Below are 18,762 nucleotides of genomic sequence, written 5' to 3' on the forward strand. Positions count from 1 at the left end.
CTTGCACTTTCCGGGCCATCGGAGTCAGGTGCCGAAAACGGAGCATGCCGATGGCCTGGGTCAAGATCATACACATCCTGTGCGTCATGGGCTGGATGACGTCCATCTTCGCGGTGCCGCGCGCGCTGATCTACTGGAAGCGCGAACACGCCTGGCTGGGAGAGAACGGCCCGCTGGGCGACCTGACCTTCCGGCTCTACCGCTTTTCCTTCGGGCTGGGGGTGATCGCCATCGTCACCGGCGTCTGGTACGGCACCTGGCTCGGCTGGCCCGCATGGCTGCACCTGAAGGCCACGCTGGTGGCGCTGCTGGCGGTGCATTACCTGTGGACCGGCAGGCTGGTGCGCCGCGCGCAGAAGGGCGAGTTCCGCGAAAGCGACATGTTCCTGCGCATCTTCAACGAGGTCTCCGTCATCGGCACCATCGCGATCCTCTGGGTCGTGGTCGTGCAGCCGTTCTGAGATGGACTGGCAGGCGGTCATCGCCGGCTTCGCCATGATCGACGTGGTGGCGGTCGGCTTCCTGCTGGCGGCATGGGTCGCGGCGACCCTGGTGATCGAGCATCCGCCGGCGTGGCGCCCCTCCGTCTCGGCCCTGATGGCGCGTTACCGGCGGGAATGGATGGAGGCCTTCGTCACCCGCAACCCGCGCATCTTCGACAGCCAGATCGTCGCGAGCCTGAGGCAGGGCACCTCGTTCTTCGCCTCCGCCTCGATGATCGCCATAGGCGGCGGCTTTGCCCTGCTGGGCAATGCCGAGCGGCTGCAGGGCGTGGCGCAGGATCTGACCCCCTCCACCGACCCGGTGGTGGTGCTGGAGATCAAGCTGATCCTGATGCTGCTCTTCGCCTCCAACGCCTTCCTGAAGTTCGTCTGGTCGCACCGCCTGTTCGGCTACACCTCTGTCCTGATGGCGGCGGTGCCGAACGATCCCGAAGACCCGGCGACGCTGCCCCGCGCCCGCAAGGCGGCGGAGATCAACATCGCGGGCGCCCGCAGCTACAACCGCGGCCTGCGCTCCGTCTATTTCGGGATCGGCGCCTCGGCCTGGCTGATCGGCGCATGGGCACTGATCGCGGCGACCCTCGTGACCACTGCCGTGATCCTGCGGCGGGAGTTCTGGTCGCATTCCCGCGCGGTGCTTCTGGACCCGTCGGACATCACAGGGCGCTGAGGCGCGGGTTCTGGCTGCGGGGGGGCGGAGGAGACCTCCGCCCTACGTCCTGTTGCGCTTCTGGCCGGTTGCCCGCGTCGTCCCGGCGGCGGAGGGGGCGCTGCCCCCGCCCTTCGGGCCTCCCGAGGTATTTGTTGCCAAGATGAAGAGGGGCCGGTTGAAGCCTTGAGGCGCGGTTGTCAGCTGCGGCCTTCGCGCAGCCAGGCGCCGACGATCATCGCGGCGGCGAGGATCAGCACCAGCCAGGGCGGCATCAGCGGGGTCTGGCGGATGTCCAGCGTCTCGAACGCGTCGCGCGGGGTCAGGCCGATCCAGCCGCGCCCGGCGGCGGGGCGGCCCTGCCGCACGTTGCGCACGGAGGGCACGCCCTCCTCGAGCCGGAGGATACCGCCGCGCAGCGAGTCGATGGCCGGTTCCAGCGCGGCGCCGCTGGCGATGGTCTGGATGAATTCGCGCGGGGCGGCGGGGCCGAGGCCCACGACCGCTTCCAGATCGTCCTCCTTGAGGCGGTAGAGGCCGATTTCCGGGCCGTCGTAGATGCCTTCGAAGCGGCCGGGGCTGACCTCTTCGAGCGGGACGGTCACGGTTTCGCCGTCCGGACCGGTGACTTCCACGTCGCCCACGTCGTCGGTCAGCGAGCGGCGGATGATGCGCATGGTCTGGCCTGTGGGTTCGGCCCAGAGCGCCTCTTCCTCCAGCTCTGGTTCCTTCATCATCCAGTGGGCCAGCCTGCGCAGGAGTTCGAGCTGCGGGCCGCCGCCCTCGTAGCCGCGGTTCCAGAGCCAGGCGTGATCGGAGGCAAGCAGCGCCACGCGGCCTTCGCCGACGCGATCGAGCACGAGGAGCGGGCGGTCGTCGACGCCCTGCATCACCACCTCGCCGGAGACGGGTTCGACCTCCACCTGCCGCAGCCAGCGGCCCCAGGTGTCCGCCCCGGTCAGGCCCGCCGTGACGGGGTGGCGCTGGCCCAGTTCGGTCACCGCCGGGCGGTAGCCCTGTTCGATGACCCGCGCCGTGGGTTCGGCGGGCAGGATGTCGGCCAGGGGCGAGCGGTAGATCGAATCCGCCGAGGCGAAGTCCGGCCCGGCGGCGATCAGCACCGCGCCGCCCTTCTCGACGTAGTTGCGCACGTTGTCGAGGTAGATGGCGGGCAGGATGCCGCGCCGCTTGTAGCGGTCGAAGATGATGAGATCGAAGTCGTCGATCTTCTCGAGGAACAGCTCGCGCGTCGGGAAGGCGATCAGCGAAAGCTCCGACACCGGCACGCCGTCCTGCTTTTCCGGCGGCCGCAGGATGGTGAAGTGCACCAGGTCGACGGAGCTGTCGGATTTCAGCAGGTTGCGCCAGGTCCGGCCCCCGGCGTGGGGTTCGCCCGACACCAGCAGCACGCGCAGACGGTCGCGGACGCCGTTGATCTGCACCAGCGCGCGGTTGTTGCGGTCGGTCAGCTCGCCCTCTGCCTCGGGCACGATGAACTCGATCACGTTCAGGCCGCCGTGAGGCAGGGTGATCGGCAGGGCGTGGTCCTCGCCGATGGCGACGCGGAAGGTCTGCGGTTCCGACCCGTCGATGGAGATCTGCAGGTCGGTCATGGCCTCGTCAGGGGCCGCGCCCTCGTCCTCGATCCGGAGCGTCAGCTCGACCTCCTCGCCGAGGATGGCGAAGGCCGGGGCGTTCTTCACGATCAGGCGGCGGTCCCAGTCGTCCTCCTGCCCGGTCAGCAGCAGGTGCATCGGCGCGGGCAGGTCGGGCAGGCGTTCGAGGTCGTGCAGCCGCCCGTCGGACAGCAGCACCACACCGGCGACGCGGCCGCGCGGTTCTTCTGCCAGGGCCTGCGACAGCGCGGTCATCAGCTGGCTGCCCGCGTCGCCCTCGCCATCGGGGACGGGGATGCGCCGGACCTCGGTGTTGGGGCGGGCGAGAAGCTGCGCCTCCATCGTGTCGGCGGCGTCGGAGGTCACGCCTGCACGCTCCGCCAGCCGTTGCGAGGCGGTCTCGTCCACCAGCATCAGCACGATGTCCGACAGCGGCGCGCGGTCCTCCATCTGCCACGAGGGCTGCGCCAGCGCGGCCACCAGCACCAGCCCGGCGAGGAAGCGCAGCGGCCAGCCCTTCAGCCCGCGCCAGAGTGCCAGCACCACGCCCGCAAAGGCCAGTGCCGCCAGCGCGTAGATCACCACCCACGGCAGGAGCGGGTCGAAGACGATTTGTCCCGCGTTCATTGGCCCAGCCTGTCCAGCAACGCAGGCACGTGGACCTGGTCGCTTTTGTAATTGCCTGTCAGCACATGCATCACGAGGTTCACTCCGAACCGGTAGGCGATCTCGCGCTGGCGTTCGCCGGTAAAGCCGCGGCCGATGGGCACCAGCGGCATGCCGGTCTCATCCATCGCCCAGGCCGATGCCCAGTCGTTGCCGCCGATCACCACCGGGGTCACGTTGTCGTTGAGGTCGCGGAACGGCATCCCCTCGATCAGCGCCGCGTCGGGCGGGGCCGCCTCGACCCAGATGCCGCGGCCCTGGTATCGGCCGGGAAAGTCGTTCAGCAGGTAGAAGGTGCGGGTCAGCACGTGGTCCTGCGGGATCGGCTCAAGCGGCGGCACATCGAGCGGCGCCGCCAGTTCCTGCAGCTTGCGCCCCTCCGGCGTGCCTGCGCCGAAGCCCGCCACATCGGCGTCGCGCGTGTCGAACAGGATCATCCCGCCGGACCGCAGGTAGGTGTTGAGCTTGGCGTAGGCCTCGGCCGAGGGGGTCGGCTGACCGGGGGTGATCGGCCAGTAGAGCAGCGGGTAAAACGCCAGCTCGTCGGTTTCGAGGTTCACGCCGATGGGCTCCGCCGGTTCCACCGACGTGCGGAAATACAGGGTGTCCGACAGCCCGCGCAGCCCCGCATGGGCCACCTCGTCCAGCCGGTCGTCTCCGGTCAGGACATGGGCCAGCACCACTTCGGACGTGGCGGCGATGGCTTGTGCGTCATCCTCCGACTCGGCCTGTTCCACCACCTCCTGCGCGTGGCCGGGCAGGGGCATTCCGCCCATCATCGCCAGAACGAGACCCGCCGCCACGGCACCGCGCAGCCGCCCGGACAGCGCGAGCGAGGCGACCACGTCCACCAGCAGCATCAGGATCGAGGCGGCCAGCAGCCAGCCCGCCAGCGGCGTTTCCTGCGGGCGGTTCAGCCCCTCGACGGTGACGCCGTCCGGCCATGCGACCGGCAGCAGCTCCGTCTCGGCGGTGACGACGTTCCGGGCCAGGGCGCGGTCCTCCCCTTCGTACAGGCCCGGGCGCAGGTCCGGCCCGAGGGCCGCGGTCAGCAGCGCCGGTCCGTCCACGCCGGGCAGGGTGCCTGCCTCCTGCGGGACGCCGAACGCATCGAGCACAAGCGCAGGTTGCCAGATCGTGCCTTCCAGATCGTTAACATCCGGTTGCACCATGGCGGAGGACACTGCCAGCCGTTCCAGCATCTGCACGAAGAGGCCCGACAGCGGCAGCGTCGACCACTCGGCGTTGGCCGTGACGTGGAACAGGATCACCTGTCCCTGGCCGATGGACTGCCGCGTCACCAGCGGCGTGCCGTCCGCAAGCTGGGCGATCACGCGGTCGGCCAGCGTCGGGTCCGGCTGCGCCATCACCTGGCTCTCGATGGTCACGTCGTCGGGAATCTCCAGCCCGAAGAACGGGCTGTCCTCGGTGAAGGGGGCCAGCGTCTTGGGCTCCCCCCAGCTCATGGCGCCGCCGACGCTGCGGCCCCCGGCGCGCAGCCGCACCGGCATCAGCGGGTCCTCGGTGTCGCGCGACACGTCCGACGCCGCCATGCGCGGCCCGCCAAAGCGCAACAGCGTGCCGCCGCTGTCGACCCAGTCCAGCACGTCCGCCGCCTCCTTGCCCGTCAGCCGGGCAATATCGGCCAGGACGATCACGTCCGGGTTCGCGGGCAGCACGGTGCCGAGGTCGGTCTCAAGCAGGTCCGCTGTCGGTTCCAGCGCCTTGCGCAGGTAGTGCAGCGGGTCGAGCAGTTGCAGCCCCTCGCGGTCCTCGCGAGCGGAAATCAGCGCCACCTCGCGCCGCCGCAGGCTGTCGTCGGGCAGCGTGACGGCCCCGGCGCTGTCGGCGCCCGCCACCTCGAACCGTTCGATCCGGGCGCGCAGTTCCGAAGGCAGGGACAGCTCCGTCTCTGCCGCCAGCGCGCCGCTTTCGAAGGTGACGGGCTGGCGCATCAGCACCGCGGGGTTGCCCGCCGGGTCCTTGCCGTGGCCTTCCAGCACGACCTCCACCTCCGGTCCCTCGCGCAGGCGGCGGAGGGTGAAGGCGAGGTTGCCGTCCTCCAGCGTCGCCGGTTCCAGAGCCAACAGGTTGCGCGGCGCCTCGAAGACGGTCAGCGCGCCGTGGGTTTCCAGCGCGTCGGCCAGCGTCTCGCGGCCCTCCCGCTCCAGCCCGTCGGACATCCAGTAGGTGTCAAAGGCGCCGTCCGGCAGCATCTCTGCCGCCTCGGCCATGCGCGCGGCGTCGGGTTCCCACGGTTCCGGCAGGATGCCCGACAGGCGGCTGCGCAGCACGTCCGCCGACAGGAACTGCGGCGCTTCGGGCGCGGTCAGGCGCATCACGGCGACGGTGCGCCCGTCGCGCCCCGCCTCGGCCAGCAGGCCCTCCAGCGCGATCGTCCGCGACCGCCAGTCGGAGGCCGAGGCCCAGCTTGCGTCCATCACCACCAGAAGCGGACCGTTGCCCGCCGCCTCTGTCTCGTCGCGCGGGTTCAGGACCGGCCCGGCCAGGCCCACGATCACCGCGGCGACCGCGAGCATCCTGAGCAGAAGCAGCCACCACGGCGTCCGGTCGGTGACCTGCTCTTCGTCCTTCAGGCCCAGCAGCAGGACCACGGCAGGAAACATCCGCCGGATCGGCGCGGGCGGGACGGCGCGCAGGATGACCCAGAGGATCGGCAGCGCGAGCAGCCCGAGCAACAGCCAGGGCGCGGTAAAGCCCAGTCCGAACAATGTCATCCCTGGCTCCCGTCCAGCGCACGATAGACCCACAGGAGGGCCGATTGCGCCGTGTTGTTGGTGTGATGGGTGAAATGCTGCCAGCCGGTCAGGCGGCATAGATGATCCAGCCGCGCCTTGCGCTCGGCCAGCCGTTCGAGGTAACGCTCCTTCAGCTCGCCGGCCTTCAGCGTCTCGTAGCGCAGCGTCCGGTTCACCGATTCGAAGATCGTCCGGCCGTTGAACGGGAACGCCTCTTCCGACGGGTCGAGCACCTGCAGAAGCACGCCGCGCACACCGCGGTCAGCCGCCTTGGTCAGCGCGGCCTCCACCGGCGCCACGTCGCCGAGGAAATCCGAAACGAACAGCGCCTTGGCGTTCGGCAGCATCCCGCGCGATTCGGGTTCGGCATAGTCGTCCTCCCCCTCGTCGCTGAAATACTCGGCCAGCCGCAGCGTTTGCGCGTCGCCCCGGCGCGGCGGCAAGTCCCAGCCGGTCAGGCCGACACGCTCCCCACCCCGGATCAGCAGAACGGCGGCGGCCAGCGCCACCAGCCGCGCGCGGTCCGCCTTGGTAGGCAGGTCCTTGTGCGAGGAGAACCGCAGCGACGCGCCGGGATCGACCCACATCTGCACCGACTGGGCGATCTGCCACTCGCGCTCCCGCACGAACTGCTCGTCGCCGCGGGCGGAGCGCCGCCAGTCGATCTGCCGGAACGAATCCCCCGCGCGCAGCGGACGGTACTGCCAGAAGTCGTCGCCCAGCCCCGCACGCCGCCGGCCGTGATCGCCCAGAAGGACGGTCCCGGCCAGATGCTCCGCGCGGGCAAGAAGGGCCGGAAACCGGCTCGCCTCGATCTGTGCGCGGGTGCGAAGGTGGGCGACCGAACTCACGCGGCGGCCTCACGCGGGGTCATCGCCCCGGCCACCTCGTCGATCAGCCTGCCAAGATCCTCGCCGCGCGCCCGGGCCGAGAAGGTCAGCGCCATGCGGTGCACCAGCACGGGTTTCGCCATGTCCAGCACGTCCTCCGGCGACGGCGCAAGGCGGCCCTGCAACAGCGCGCGGGCGCGCACCGTCAGCATCAGCGCCTGCGCGGCGCGCGGGCCGGGACCCCATGCCACGATCTCCTTCACCCGCTCCGGGGCGGACTCGTCGTCGGGGCGGAAGGCGCGCACGAGGTCGAGGATCATCTCGACCACCGCGTCGCCCACCGGCATCCGGCGCAGAAGGTGCTGCGCGGTGATCAGCTCCTCGGCGCTGAACACCTGGTGCGACTGCGCCTCCTCGGTGCCGGTGGTCGCCAATAGGATGTCCTTCTCCGTCTTGCGGTCGGGGTAGGCCACGTCGATCTGCACGAGGAAACGGTCAAGCTGCGCCTCGGGCAGCGGATAGGTCCCTTCCTGTTCGATCGGGTTCTGCGTGGCGAGCACGTGGAACGGAGCCTCCAGCCCGCGCGTTTCCCCCGCAACGGTCACCTGCTTTTCCTGCATCGCCTGCAGCAGGGCCGACTGGGTACGGGGAGAAGCGCGGTTGATCTCGTCCGCCATCAGAAGCTGGCAGAAGATCGGGCCTTCGATGAACTTGAAGGTGCGGGTGCCGTCGGCACCGGTCTCCAGCACCTCCGAACCCAGAATGTCGGCGGGCATCAGGTCCGGCGTGAACTGCACGCGGTTGCCCTTCAGGCCCATGACGGTCGACAGCGTCTCCACCAGGCGCGTCTTGCCGAGGCCGGGAAGGCCGATCAGCAGCGCGTGTCCGCCGCAAAGCATCGCCGACAGGGTGAGGTCGACGACCCGCTCCTGCCCGATGAACCGTGCGGTGATGGATCTCTTGGCCTCGGCCAGTTTCTCTTCCAGCGCCTCAATGTCGGCAACCAGATCTTCGGCCTCTGCCATGGCGTCTCTCCGTTCAGGGACTATACTCTTGGTCAGAATGTATCCTCTGGCAGCTTAATGGCAAAAGCAATGAGCACACAAAATCTCGTGACTCCCTCCGCCGATGGCATCGCCGCCTCCGCCCGTGCCGCAAAAAAGGGCAAGGGTCTGCCGCCGGTCCACAAGTGGAATCCGCCGTTCTGCGGCGATCTCGACATGCGCATCGCGCGGGACGGGACGTGGTTCTACCTGGGCACGCCCATCGGCCGCTTCGAACTTGTAAGGCTTTTCTCGTCGATCCTGCGCAAGGACGGCGACGACTACTTCCTTGTCACGCCTGTCGAAAAGGTCGGCATCACGGTGGACGACGCGCCCTTCGTGGCGGTCGATTTCACCGCCGAGGGCAGCGGCGAAGCGCAGGTCCTCACGTTCCATACACATGTCGGTGACACCGCCGTGGCGGGGCCGGACCACCCGATCCGCGTGACCCGCGACCCGGAAACCGGCGAACCTTCGCCGTATGTCCTCGTGCGTGCGAATCTCGAAGCGCTGATCGACCGGAAAAGTTTCTACCGCCTTGTCGAGATCGGCGCGCATCACGACGGGTGGTTCGGCCTCTGGTCTTCCGGCGAATTCTTCCGGATCATCCCCTCGGACGAACTCCCCGAAGGCTGATACTGCAGATGATCCACCCCAGACTGGCGCCCGTGATCTTCGGGTTCATGCTTTCCGGCCTGATGTCGCTGATCGTGTCGGGCGTGGCGACGCTGCGGGCCGTGGGCCTGCCCGCCGACTTCTTCTTCCTGTGGATGAGCGCCTGGGCCTCGTCCTGGATGATCGCCTTTCCCGCGGTCCTTCTGATCGCGCCGCGCGTGCGCCGCTTCGTGGACCGCAACACCCGGCGCTGATGGCGCGCGCGTCAGTCGCCCAGCTTGGCGTGCACCTCGTCGAGGTCGATCTCGCCCACCGGCATCTTGTTGCCGGGGTTCTCGAAATCGTATTTGAACAGGTCGAAGTCGCGCTTGTAGATCTCGTAGACCAGATGCATCGACAGGTCGTCGAAGTAGTCCTCGACCGGATGCGCCCGCTTCGGCCCGTGTCCCTCGCTCTCGTTGAAGCGGGGGATGTTGTTCAGGTCGATGGTATGCGGGGTGTCGATGTGGTTCAGCACCTCCTGCATTCCGTCGTTGAACGCCTCGGTCCAGAAGATCTTGTTGTAGCGCCCGCCGTTGACGATGAAGGTCGAGACATGGCCCGACACGGCCGACCAGTGGATGTCCGGCTCCATCGGGCGGCGCCAGCGGATGGTGTCGCGGGCGAACAGCAGGAACCGGCGAAAGCTGCGGATCTGGTCGAAGTCGTCCTTGCCGTCATCGCCGCCGACCTCGATCCCGTACTTCTGGATCAACAGCGGCACGAGGTTGCCGCGGTAGCGTTTCCCGTTGCGCTGGATGCCGCAGATCTTGTCGAAGAACGACGACAGGATGCGGGTGTAGGGGTTGCGCACGCAGGTAAAGGCATAGGACGTGCGCGTCTTCACGTTCGCCTTGATCTTCGGCTGGCTCTCCTCGATGGCCCACTTGTGCATGCCCGATGTGGCATCGTGGATGTCGCCGTCGAAGAATTCGCCGTGATCGGAATAATACATGATCTGGCCGATGGTCGAACAGGCGCACTTCGGCACCACGCGGTACACCACGCTCTCGCTCTCGGTCATCCAGGTGCCTGGAAAGCCCATGCCTCTTGCCTCGGTCCGTCAGTTATTTTGTTCTGTGGGCGGTCGAACCCGCTTCAAAAAATCAAATAAAGCAGGTTTATTCAACGCCCGTTCACATCTATCAACATAAACAATCGGGCAAAACTAGGGCAGACCGTTTACTGAATGGCGAAAATTGCCTTCATCCTTCTGTGCCACAAGGAGCCGGACGCGATCATCCGCCAGGCACAAAGCCTGACCGCGGCGGGCGATTACATGTCGATCCATTTCGACGCCCGCGCCCGGCCCGAGGACTACGCCAAGATCCGCGCCGCGCTGCGTGAAAATCCCAACGTCACCTTCGCCCGCAAGCGGCTGAAGTGCGGCTGGGGGGAATGGTCGCTGGTCGCCGCCACCCTCAACGCGGTCGAGGCCGCGGTCGATGCCTTCCCGCGCGCCACGCATTTCTACATGCTCTCGGGCGACTGCATGGCGATCAAGTCGGCGGAATACACCCACGACTTCCTCGACCGGCACGACAAGGACTTCATCGAGAGCTTCGACTACTTCAACTCCGACTGGATCAAGACCGGCTGGAAGGAAGAGCGGCTGGTCTATCGCCACTGGTTCAACGAGCGCACGCAGAAGAAACGCTTCTACGCGATGTTCAACCTTCAGCAGCGCCTTGGCCTGACCCGCCCGATCCCCGCCGACATCGACGTGATGATCGGTTCGCAATGGTGGTGCCTCAGGCGGCGCACCATCGAATGGATCCTCGACTTCACGAAAAAGCGGCGCGACGTCATGCGCTTCTTCTCGACCACCTGGATTCCGGACGAGACGTTCTTCCAGACCCTCGTCCGCCACCTCGTCCCGGAGGCCGAGATCAAGAGCCGCACGCTCACCTTCCTCATGTTCACCGAGTACGGGATGCCCGTGGTCTTCTACAACGACCACTACGACCTGCTGCTCAGCCAGGACTTCCTCTTCGCCCGCAAGATCAGCCCCGAGGCGCTCGAGCTGAAGCGCCGCCTCGGCGTGCTCTTCTCCTCCGAGGGGGTGAAGTTCCAGATCTCGAACGAGGGCCGCTCGCTCTTCAAGTTCCTCTCCGCCAAGGGCCGCATCGGCCGCCGCTTCGCCCCGCGCTTCTGGGAAACCGAAAGCTCGCTGGGGCGCGACCGCGAACTGCTCATCGTCGTCTGCAAGAAGTGGCACGTCGCCAAGCGGCTGGTCGAACGCATCCGCAAGATGACCAACGTCCCCTGCGTCGAATATCTGTTCAACGAGGAAAGCTGCCCGCTGCCCGACCTCGGCGGCATCCAGTCGACCATGGGCAAGCGCCACCGCCACCGCCGCGCGCTGATGCGGATGCTGTTCGACTATTACGAGACCGACCGCCTCGTGGTCTGCATGGACCCCGCCAACCTCGACCTGCTCGAGGACTTCGGCCGCGACCGGTCCACCACCCGCTTCCTCGAGGTGGAGTGTCAGTTCTCCGACGACTACCTGATCGGCCATGCCATGCGCGTGGGCCTCGCCGGTGCCCGCACCCCGCGCGAGACGATCGAGCGGCTTCTGCCCACCGTGCGCAACGACATGATCCACGAAAGCGACCGCATCCGCGACGCGGGGTTCGAGCATCACAACCACATGCGCGAGATCGACCCGATGGAGGTCAGCGCCCGCGCCGTGGCGGAGTTCCTGACCGTGCCCGAAAGCGTCGCGCAGGACATCGTGCGCCACGACCACCTCTTCGCCGACTGATCGGGCGCAGCCGACAGTCGGCAAGACCCGCCAGGGTCTCACGGAAACCCTTAGTCCTTCCGCGCCATCCACAGCCGCGTCACGCCCCACAGCACCACGCCGATTCCCAGCAGGACCGCCGCGATCATGTATTGCGCCGGGTCGCGCCCGGTCCACGGTCCCAGCAGGAAGGCGCAGGTCAGGGCGCCCAGCACCGGCAGCGCGGTCGGCGTGCGGAAATGCTTGTGGTCGACATTGTCCCGCCGCAGAACCAGCACCGCGACGTTGACCACGGTGAAGACGCCCAGCAGCAGGAAGGCGGTGGTGCCGCCCAGCTCCGGCACGGCGCCCACGAAGGTCACCAGCCCGGCGGCCAGGACCGAGGTGAACAGGATCGCCGTCACCGGCGTCTGCCGCGACGCATTCACCTTGCCCAGCACGGAGGGCAGCACCCCTTCCTCGCTCATGCCGTAGATCAGGCGGCTGGCCATCAGCAGGTTGATCAGGGCCGAGTTGCCCACGGCGATCATCGTGATCAGCCCGAAGATCCACGGCGGAAAGCCCGGCGCGCCCGCTTCCACCACCTTCAGAAGCGGCGTGTCGCCCTCTGCAAGCTCTTCCACCGGCACGATGGAAATGGCGACGATGGACACCACGAGGTACAAAACCGCGGCGATGGTCAGACCCGCGAACAGCATCTTGGGGAAGCTGCGCGAGGGGTCCTTCGTCTCTTCGGCCATGTTCACCGAATCCTCGAAGCCGACCATGGCAAAGAACGCCAGCGTCGTGCCCGCGATCACCGGCCAGAACACCCCTTCGCTGCTGTCGAACTCGAAGGCCTTCGACACGTCCGCCTCTCCGGCGCCGAATACCCACAGGCCGATGCCCACGATGATCAGAAGGCCGGTCAGTTCGATGCAGGTGAAGACCGCGTTGACCAAGACGCTTTCCCCGACACCGCGCATGTTGATCAGCGCAATCGCCGCGATGAACACCAGCCCCACCAGCGTGACGGCCCAGCCGCCCAGTTCCAGCCCGAACCCGGTCGAGAAGTTCTCGGCAAAGGCGCGCGCGGCGGTGGAGGACGACGTCAGTCCCGACGACATCACCGCGAAGGCCACGAGGAAGGTGACGAAGTGGATGCCAAAGGCCTTTTCGGTGTAAAGCGCCGCACCGGCGGCCTTGGGATACTTCGTCACCAGTTCGAGGTAGCTGCAGGCGGTCAGACCCGCCACGACGAAGGCCACGAGGAAGGGCAGCCAGACGATGCCGCCGACCTCTTCGGCGACCTTGCCGGTCAGCGCGTAGATGCCGGTGCCCAGCACGTCGCCCACGATGAACAGAAGCAGCAGTCCCGGCCCGATGGCGCGCTTCAGCTTGCCGTCCGATCCGGCCTCTCCGTTCTCGGGCTGCCCGGATGCGGACTTGCCGTCGCTCTCAGTGAATGCCATGGAGCCACCCTTTTCTGGCTGGTGCCGGAAAACGCCCGGACACAGTGGGGGGTTCCCGCCTGCGCCCGTCCGCACCTTGCACCGGCCCGCTTTTTCCGCCTTCATGGCGGCAAACCGAATACCGCAGGATGACGCACATGGCCTACAGCTACGACGACCAGAACATCTTCGCCAAGATCCTTCGTGGCGAGATCCCGAACCAGACGGTGCTGGAGACCGAGCATTCGCTCGCCTTCCGCGACATCCGCCCGCAGGCGCCGCTGCACATCCTGGTCATTCCGAAGGGCGCCTACGTGACCTTCGACCACTTCGCGCAGGAAGCCTCCGACGCCGAGATCGCCGATTACGTGCGCACCGTCGGCAAGGTCTGCGAGATGGAGGGGGTGGAGGCCGACGGCTGGCGGCTGATCTCCAACGCCGGGGCCAATGCCGTGCAGGAGGTGCCGCACCTGCACGTCCACATCCTCGGCGGCCGCCCGCTGGGCCGGATGCTCGAACCCGCCGCGTGAGGCATGACATGGCGCGGACGGCTCCTTCTGCTGCCGCCCGCGCTGGTGGGCCTGTACCTTCTGGCCGCCGTCGCGGGCGCCCTCTGGCCCAATGACCGGACGGGCGGCGGCGACGGTCCGGTGACCGTCTGGCTGCTGTCCGGGCCGATCCATTACGATTTCCTGCTGCCCGACGACCCGGCGACCGTCGCCGCCTTCGGTTTTGCCGAACGCGCGGGCGTGCCGCTTTCCGACCCGCGTGTCGAATGGATCGTCGTCGGCTGGGGCGCGCGCGCCTTCTACACCGCCACAGAAAGCTATGCGGACCTCGGTGCCGCCACCGTCTGGCGCGCCGTCAGCGGCGACGAGGCGGTGCTGCATGTCTCCGTCGCGGGCGGGCTGGGCGACGGCAGCGGCGCCCGCCCCCTGCGCCTCACCGCCGCGGAATATGCCCGCCTGCGGGATGCGATCCTCGCCTCTGCCCCCGCGCCCGATCCCGTGCCGGACGCCGGGTTCGGTCCCTACGACCGGTTCTTCGCCGCCACGGGCCGCTTTCACCTGTTCAGGACCTGCAACGTCTGGGTCGCGGAGGTGCTGGACCGCGCCGGCATCCGCTTCGGGCTCTGGACGCCGACCCCCTTTGCGGTCACGCTGTCCCTGGCCCGTTTCCAGGCGGATTGATCCGGCAACACCCGATGCCATGCGTCAACCACCCGCTGCGGCGCCATATTGCCCCCGCGCCGGGGTTCGGCCATAACGCCCGGAGTCACATGCCATCGACCATGAGGGACCGTCATGACCACGCAAGCCCCCGAAACACGCATCGTTCAGGCCTACCGCATCCCCTGCGACGGCGGCGGCGTCGCGCTGGGTCATCCCCGCGTCTGGTTGCAGATCCCCGAGGACAAGGGCTATGTCGAATGCCCGTACTGCGATGCGAAGCTCGTGCACAAGGACTTCGAAGGCAAGGTCTGAGCGGGCGCCGCACGACATCCGCCATTCGGAGTGACTGATTTGAGCAAGCTGGTTGTTTCCCTGACGACGATTCCGTCGCGCGTGCCCTACCTGTCCGCCACGCTCGACAGCCTGCTGGCCCAGAACACCCGCCCCGACGCGATCGAGATCAACGTCCCCCGGACCTACCGCCGCCCGGAATTCGGCACGCTCGACACCGCGCTGCTGCCCGACGGCCTCGACGTCCACATGATCGGGTCGGACTACGGCCCGGCCACCAAGATCCTGCCGACGGTCGAGCGTTACCGCGACCAGGACGCGCTTCTTGTCTACTGCGACGACGACTACTCCTACGATCCGGACTGGCTGACCCGCCTGACGGAAACCGCGGCAAGACACCCCGAGGCGGTCATCGCCGAGCGTTGGCGCTCCTCCCTCAAGTGGGAAGGGGCACAGCGCTGGATGCACCGCCGCAACAGCCTCTCGTACCGCCTGCGCCGGATTGCGTCGCTCGGACTGTGGCGGCCGCTGCGCACCGGCGGCTACGTGCCCGACATCGCCGAGGGGGCGGGCGGCGTGCTGATCCGGCCGCATTTCGTCGACGCGGAAGCCTATGACATCCCGGACAAGTTCTGGGCGGTGGACGACATCTGGCTCTCCGGCATCTTCCAGAAGAACGGCCACCCGGTCGTGCCCACCGGCATCTCGCGCCGCGGCCCGGACCAGAGCACCGTGGTCGACGGCAAGCTGATCCGCGAGGTGGACGCCTTGCTGGACCTCGTTCACGACGGCATGGACCGCTGGCAGCTCAACGTCGCCTGCATCGAGCATATGCGCGCGCGCTTCGGCGTCTTCGACAAGGGGCGCATCAGCCGCAACTGAGCCGCCCTCCCGTCCGGCGCACGGTCGCCCGGAAGACAGATCGGAACTGGCAGAACGGCCCGGAACGTGGCACACCCGCCGGAAACGGAGCAACGCGCGGAGAAATGCACCATGGCGGAAACTTTCGGCAAGGGCTGCCATCTGCACCTGATCGACGGATCGGCCTACATCTTCCGCGCCTTCCACGCGCTGCCGCCGCTGACGCGCAAGTCTGACGGGCTGCCCATCGGCGCGGTGTCGGGCTTCTGCAACATGCTGCACCGCTACGTGGAGGACAACCACGGCCCCGACGCGCCGACCCATGTGGCCGTCGTCTTCGACAAGGGCAGCCACACCTTCCGCAACGACCTCTACGAGGACTACAAGGCCAACCGCGAGGCCATGCCGGAAGAGCTGCGCCCGCAGATCCCCCTGACCCGCGAAGCGACCGAAGCCTTCAACATCGCCTGCAAGGAGATCGAGGGATTCGAGGCAGACGACATCATGGCGACACTGGCCTGCATGGCGCGCAAGGCCGGCGGCCGGGTCACGATCCTGTCCTCGGACAAGGACCTCATGCAGCTGGTCGGCGACGGTGTCGAAATGCTCGACCCGATGAAGAACAGGCGCATCGACCGCGAAGGCGTGATGGAGAAATTCGGCGTCGGGCCGGAACGCGTGGTGGACGTGCAGGCGCTTGCGGGCGATTCCGTCGACAACGTGCCCGGCGCGCCCGGCATCGGCATCAAGACCGCCGCCCTCCTGATCAACGAGTTCGGCTCCCTCGAAGAGCTTCTGGACCGCGCCGAAGAGATCAAGCAGCCCAAGCGCCGCGAGACCCTGATCGAGAAGCGCGCCCAGATCGAACTGTCGAAGAAGCTCGTGCAGCTCGACTGCGACATGGAGCTGCCCTTCACCCTCGACGACCTCGAGGTGAAGGAACCCGATCCCGACACGCTGCTCGCCTTCCTGACGAAGATGGAGTTCCGCACCCTGACGAAGCGGATCGCCGAGAACGCCGGGGTGGACGCGCCCGCCATCCCGGAACCGGCCCAGCAGGACACGCCGGAGGCCGCGCCGGACTGGCCCGCCATCGACCCCGCCGCCTACGAATGCGTGCAGGACATGGCGGCGCTCGAACGCTGGATCGCCCGCGCCATGGACCTCGGCACCGTCGCCGTCGACACGGAGACCACCGGCCTCAACGAAATGCTCTGCGACCTCGTCGGCATCTCGCTGGCGGTCGCCCCGGGCGAAGCGTGCTACATCCCGCTCGCCCACCTCGCAGAGGACGGCGGCGAGGGGCTTTTCGCCTCCGACGCCAAGGCCGAGGGCCAGATCCCCATGCAGCAGGCGCTCGACGCGCTCAAGCCGCTGCTCGAAGACGCCTCGGTCATGAAGATCGGGCAGAACATGAAATACGACGCAAAGATCTTCTCCCGCTACGGGATCGAGATCGCGCCGATCGACGACACGATGCTGATGTCCTACGCGCTGCACGGCGGCGAACACCTGCACGGCATGGACACGCTGTCCGAACGCTACCTTTCGCACACCCCGATCCCGATCAAGGACCTGCTGGGCACCGGCAAGGGGCAGATCACCTTCGACCGCGTGCCGCTCGACAAGGCCACCGGCTATGCCGCCGAGGATGCGGACATCACCCTGCGCCTCGCGCTGACCTTCAAGCCGCAGCTGCACCGCGCGCGCGTCACCCGTGTCTACGAGACGCTGGAACGCCCGCTGGTGCCCGTGCTCAAGGCCATGGAAATGCAGGGCATCAAGGTGGACCGCGCCACGCTGTCCCGCATGTCCGGCAAGTTCGCGCAGAAGATGGCCGAGCTGGAGGAAGAGATCCACGAGCTCGCGGGCGAGAAGTTCAACGTCGGCTCTCCGGCACAGCTTGGCGACATCCTGTTCGAGAAGATGAGCCTGCCCGGCGGCAAACGCGGCAAGAACGGCAAGTACAGCACCCCTGCGGACGTGCTCGAAGACCTCGCCACGGAACACGACCTGCCGGGCCGCGTGCTCGACTGGCGGCAGCTGTCAAAGCTGAAGTCGACCTACACCGACGCGCTGCAGGAACACATCAACCCCGACACGGGGCGCGTGCACACCTCCTATTCCATCGCGGGTGCGAACACCGGGCGACTGGCGTCGAACGATCCGAACCTGCAGAACATCCCCGTCCGCTCGGAGGAAGGCCGCCGCATCCGCGAGGCCTTCGTCGCGCCGGAAGGGCATACGCTGGTTTCCCTCGACTACAGCCAGATCGAACTGCGCATCCTCGCCCACATGGCCGACATCGACGCGCTGAAGGAGGCCTTCCGCGACGGTCTGGACATTCACGCCATGACGGCGAGCGAGATGTTCAACGTGCCGCTCGACGAGATGACCCCCGACATCCGCCGTCAGGCCAAGGCCATCAACTTCGGCGTGATCTACGGCATCTCGGGCTTCGGCCTCGCCCGCAACCTGCGCATTCCGCGCGGCGAGGCGCAGGGCTTCATCGACCGCTACTTCGAACGCTTCCCCGGCATCAAGCAGTACATGGACGACACGGTGAAGTTCGCCACCGAACACAAGCGGGTCGAGACCCTGTTCGGCCGCGTCATCCACACGCCCGAGATCGGCGCCAAGGGCCCGCGTGCCGGTTTCGCCAAGCGCGCCGCGATCAACGCACCGATCCAGGGCACCGCCGCCGACATCATCCGCCGCGCCATGGTCCGGATGCCCGACGCCATCGCGAAGATCCCCGCGAAGATGCTTTTGCAGGTGCACGACGAACTGATCTTCGAGGTCGAGGACGGCGCCGCCGACGACCTGATCGACGCGGCCCGCGAGGTCATGCAGAACGCCTGCGATCCGGTGGTGAAACTCGACGTGCCGCTGGTCGTCGACGCGGGGCAGGGGGCGAACTGGGCAGAGGCGCACTGATGGGCGACTTCGACCGTTCCCCGGACGGGCTGGTCTTCACCCCCGCCGTGCAAGAAATGCAGCGCCGCCTTGGCTCGCGCGGGATGTTCGAAACCGCCGAATGGCCCATCGACATCTCCGCCGACCTCGAGTCCTTCATCGCCCGGCAGCGCAGCGTCTTCCTCGCCTCCGCCAGCGCCGACGGCCAGCCCTACGTCCAGCACCGCGGCGGCGCGCCGGGGTTCCTCAGGGTGCTCGACAGCCGCACGCTGGGCATGGCCGACCTGCGCGGCAACCGGCAGTACGTCACCCTCGGCAACCTGTCCGAAAATCCCCGGGTCGAGCTTTTCCTGATCGACTACATGCACCGCCAGCGCGTGAAGATCTGGGGCAAGGCCCGCGTCACCGACGACCCCGCCACCGTCGCCCGGCTCCGCCCCGAAGGCGCCCGCGCCGACCGCGCCCTGCTGATCGAGGTCGAGGCCTGGGACGTGAACTGCCCGCAGCACATCCCCCAGCGGTTCGAGGCAGAGGACGTCGCCGCCAGCATCGCCAAGCGCGACGCCCGCATCGCCGAGCTTGAGGCCGAGGTGCAGGCCCTCCGCGCCCGCCTGGCCGAGGGCTGA

General features: G+C 67.6%; 17 protein-coding genes. 11 read left to right on the forward strand and 6 right to left on the reverse strand.

All coding sequences use genetic code 11. The features are described from left to right. Positions 1-50: 50 nt before the first annotated feature. Both CDO87_RS11085 and CDO87_RS11090 read left to right on the forward strand, forming a co-directional pair. Positions 51-461, forward strand: a complete 411-nt coding sequence (locus CDO87_RS11085) for a CopD family protein (protein ID WP_100928836.1) — start codon at positions 51-53, stop codon at positions 459-461. Between the two features lies 1 nt (position 462). Next, positions 463-1,173 carry a DUF599 domain-containing protein gene (locus CDO87_RS11090; protein WP_100928837.1) on the forward strand — a complete coding sequence of 237 codons (711 nt, stop codon included), beginning with the start codon at positions 463-465 and terminating at the stop codon, positions 1,171-1,173. A 179-nt stretch (positions 1,174-1,352) separates the two neighbouring features. Here the strand turns inward: CDO87_RS11090 and CDO87_RS11095 are convergent, their stop codons facing one another. From CDO87_RS11095 to CDO87_RS11110, 4 genes are read right to left on the reverse strand one after another with little or no spacing between them, the layout of a single operon-like run. Continuing rightward, complete coding sequence (locus CDO87_RS11095) at positions 1,353-3,395, reverse strand: glutamine amidotransferase (RefSeq protein ID WP_100928838.1); 2,043 nt, start codon at positions 3,393-3,395, stop codon at positions 1,353-1,355. After that, the gene (locus tag CDO87_RS11100; RefSeq protein WP_100928839.1) at positions 3,392-6,172 is read right to left on the reverse strand and encodes a DUF4159 domain-containing protein; all 2,781 of its coding nucleotides are present in this window, start codon (positions 6,170-6,172) and stop codon (positions 3,392-3,394) included. Before CDO87_RS11100 ends, CDO87_RS11095 begins: the two co-directional genes overlap by 4 nt. After that, positions 6,169-7,044: a DUF58 domain-containing protein gene (locus CDO87_RS11105; protein WP_100928840.1), complete on the reverse strand. Its 876-nt coding sequence runs from the start codon at positions 7,042-7,044 to the stop codon at positions 6,169-6,171. Before CDO87_RS11105 ends, CDO87_RS11100 begins: the two co-directional genes overlap by 4 nt. Beyond that, on the reverse strand, positions 7,041-8,048 hold the full coding sequence (locus CDO87_RS11110) for a MoxR family ATPase (RefSeq protein ID WP_100928841.1): 1,008 nt from the start codon (positions 8,046-8,048) through the stop codon (positions 7,041-7,043). Before CDO87_RS11110 ends, CDO87_RS11105 begins: the two co-directional genes overlap by 4 nt. A 69-nt stretch (positions 8,049-8,117) precedes the next feature. Between CDO87_RS11110 and CDO87_RS11115 the strand changes: the two genes are divergently transcribed. Further along, complete coding sequence (locus CDO87_RS11115) at positions 8,118-8,702, forward strand: DUF1285 domain-containing protein (RefSeq protein ID WP_100928842.1); 585 nt, start codon at positions 8,118-8,120, stop codon at positions 8,700-8,702. Positions 8,703-8,710: 8 nt separating this feature from the next. Continuing rightward, positions 8,711-8,935 (forward strand): DUF2798 domain-containing protein, encoded by a 225-nt coding sequence (locus CDO87_RS11120; RefSeq protein WP_100928843.1) that lies wholly within the window; start codon positions 8,711-8,713, stop codon positions 8,933-8,935. 11 nt (positions 8,936-8,946) lie between these two features. Here CDO87_RS11120 and CDO87_RS11125 read toward each other — a convergent pair whose 3' ends face one another. Beyond that, positions 8,947-9,765 carry a sulfotransferase family protein gene (locus tag CDO87_RS11125; RefSeq protein WP_100928844.1) on the reverse strand — a complete coding sequence of 273 codons (819 nt, stop codon included), beginning with the start codon at positions 9,763-9,765 and terminating at the stop codon, positions 8,947-8,949. A 144-nt stretch (positions 9,766-9,909) separates the two neighbouring features. Here CDO87_RS11125 and CDO87_RS11130 point away from each other — a divergent pair, with 144 nt between their 5' ends. Then, positions 9,910-11,487 carry a DUF5928 domain-containing protein gene (locus CDO87_RS11130; RefSeq protein WP_100928845.1) on the forward strand — a complete coding sequence of 526 codons (1,578 nt, stop codon included), beginning with the start codon at positions 9,910-9,912 and terminating at the stop codon, positions 11,485-11,487. Between the two features lie 50 nt (positions 11,488-11,537). Here the strand turns inward: CDO87_RS11130 and CDO87_RS11135 are convergent, their stop codons facing one another. Then, on the reverse strand, positions 11,538-12,917 hold the full coding sequence (locus CDO87_RS11135; protein WP_100928846.1) for an APC family permease: 1,380 nt from the start codon (positions 12,915-12,917) through the stop codon (positions 11,538-11,540). Positions 12,918-13,054: 137 nt separating this feature from the next. Here CDO87_RS11135 and CDO87_RS11140 point away from each other — a divergent pair, with 137 nt between their 5' ends. The 6 genes from CDO87_RS11140 (at position 13,055) to CDO87_RS11165 (ending at position 18,762) form a co-directional block, all read left to right on the forward strand. After that, positions 13,055-13,426, forward strand: a complete 372-nt coding sequence (locus CDO87_RS11140; RefSeq protein ID WP_100928847.1) for a histidine triad nucleotide-binding protein — start codon at positions 13,055-13,057, stop codon at positions 13,424-13,426. 3 nt (positions 13,427-13,429) lie between these two features. Further along, positions 13,430-14,086 (forward strand): TIGR02117 family protein, encoded by a 657-nt coding sequence (locus CDO87_RS11145; protein ID WP_100928848.1) that lies wholly within the window; start codon positions 13,430-13,432, stop codon positions 14,084-14,086. A 114-nt stretch (positions 14,087-14,200) separates the two neighbouring features. Beyond that, entirely contained in the window at positions 14,201-14,380 is a 180-nt protein-coding gene (locus CDO87_RS11150; RefSeq protein WP_100928849.1) for a zinc-finger domain-containing protein, read from the forward strand. Positions 14,381-14,419: 39 nt separating this feature from the next. Continuing rightward, entirely contained in the window at positions 14,420-15,241 is an 822-nt protein-coding gene (locus tag CDO87_RS11155; protein ID WP_100928850.1) for a glycosyltransferase, read from the forward strand. 111 nt (positions 15,242-15,352) lie between these two features. Next, positions 15,353-18,157, forward strand: a complete 2,805-nt coding sequence (polA, locus tag CDO87_RS11160; protein WP_100928851.1) for a DNA polymerase I — start codon at positions 15,353-15,355, stop codon at positions 18,155-18,157. Next, entirely contained in the window at positions 18,157-18,762 is a 606-nt protein-coding gene (locus tag CDO87_RS11165) for a pyridoxamine 5'-phosphate oxidase family protein (protein WP_100928852.1), read from the forward strand. Before polA ends, CDO87_RS11165 begins: the two co-directional genes overlap by 1 nt.

Source organism: Sagittula sp. P11 (genome assembly GCF_002814095.1).
In the GTDB taxonomy this organism is placed as follows: domain Bacteria; phylum Pseudomonadota; class Alphaproteobacteria; order Rhodobacterales; family Rhodobacteraceae; genus Sagittula.

What these genes read in the sequence shown, in the direction of transcription:
- polA (WP_100928851.1), top strand. Translation starts at nt 15,353, where the DNA reads ATGGCGGAAACTTTCGGCAAGGGCTGCCATCTGCACCTGATCGACGGA.
- CDO87_RS11135 (WP_100928846.1), bottom strand. Translation starts at nt 12,917, where the DNA reads ATGGCATTCACTGAGAGCGACGGCAAGTCCGCATCCGGGCAGCCCGAG.
- CDO87_RS11140 (WP_100928847.1), top strand. Translation starts at nt 13,055, where the DNA reads ATGGCCTACAGCTACGACGACCAGAACATCTTCGCCAAGATCCTTCGT.
- CDO87_RS11085 (WP_100928836.1), top strand. Translation starts at nt 51, where the DNA reads ATGGCCTGGGTCAAGATCATACACATCCTGTGCGTCATGGGCTGGATG.
- CDO87_RS11150 (WP_100928849.1), top strand. Translation starts at nt 14,201, where the DNA reads ATGACCACGCAAGCCCCCGAAACACGCATCGTTCAGGCCTACCGCATC.
- CDO87_RS11165 (WP_100928852.1), top strand. Translation starts at nt 18,157, where the DNA reads ATGGGCGACTTCGACCGTTCCCCGGACGGGCTGGTCTTCACCCCCGCC.
- CDO87_RS11115 (WP_100928842.1), top strand. Translation starts at nt 8,118, where the DNA reads ATGAGCACACAAAATCTCGTGACTCCCTCCGCCGATGGCATCGCCGCC.
- CDO87_RS11125 (WP_100928844.1), bottom strand. Translation starts at nt 9,765, where the DNA reads ATGGGCTTTCCAGGCACCTGGATGACCGAGAGCGAGAGCGTGGTGTAC.
- CDO87_RS11090 (WP_100928837.1), top strand. Translation starts at nt 463, where the DNA reads ATGGACTGGCAGGCGGTCATCGCCGGCTTCGCCATGATCGACGTGGTG.
- CDO87_RS11120 (WP_100928843.1), top strand. Translation starts at nt 8,711, where the DNA reads ATGATCCACCCCAGACTGGCGCCCGTGATCTTCGGGTTCATGCTTTCC.
- CDO87_RS11100 (WP_100928839.1), bottom strand. Translation starts at nt 6,172, where the DNA reads ATGACATTGTTCGGACTGGGCTTTACCGCGCCCTGGCTGTTGCTCGGG.
- CDO87_RS11110 (WP_100928841.1), bottom strand. Translation starts at nt 8,048, where the DNA reads ATGGCAGAGGCCGAAGATCTGGTTGCCGACATTGAGGCGCTGGAAGAG.
- CDO87_RS11130 (WP_100928845.1), top strand. Translation starts at nt 9,910, where the DNA reads ATGGCGAAAATTGCCTTCATCCTTCTGTGCCACAAGGAGCCGGACGCG.
- CDO87_RS11145 (WP_100928848.1), top strand. Translation starts at nt 13,430, where the DNA reads ATGACATGGCGCGGACGGCTCCTTCTGCTGCCGCCCGCGCTGGTGGGC.
- CDO87_RS11095 (WP_100928838.1), bottom strand. Translation starts at nt 3,395, where the DNA reads ATGAACGCGGGACAAATCGTCTTCGACCCGCTCCTGCCGTGGGTGGTG.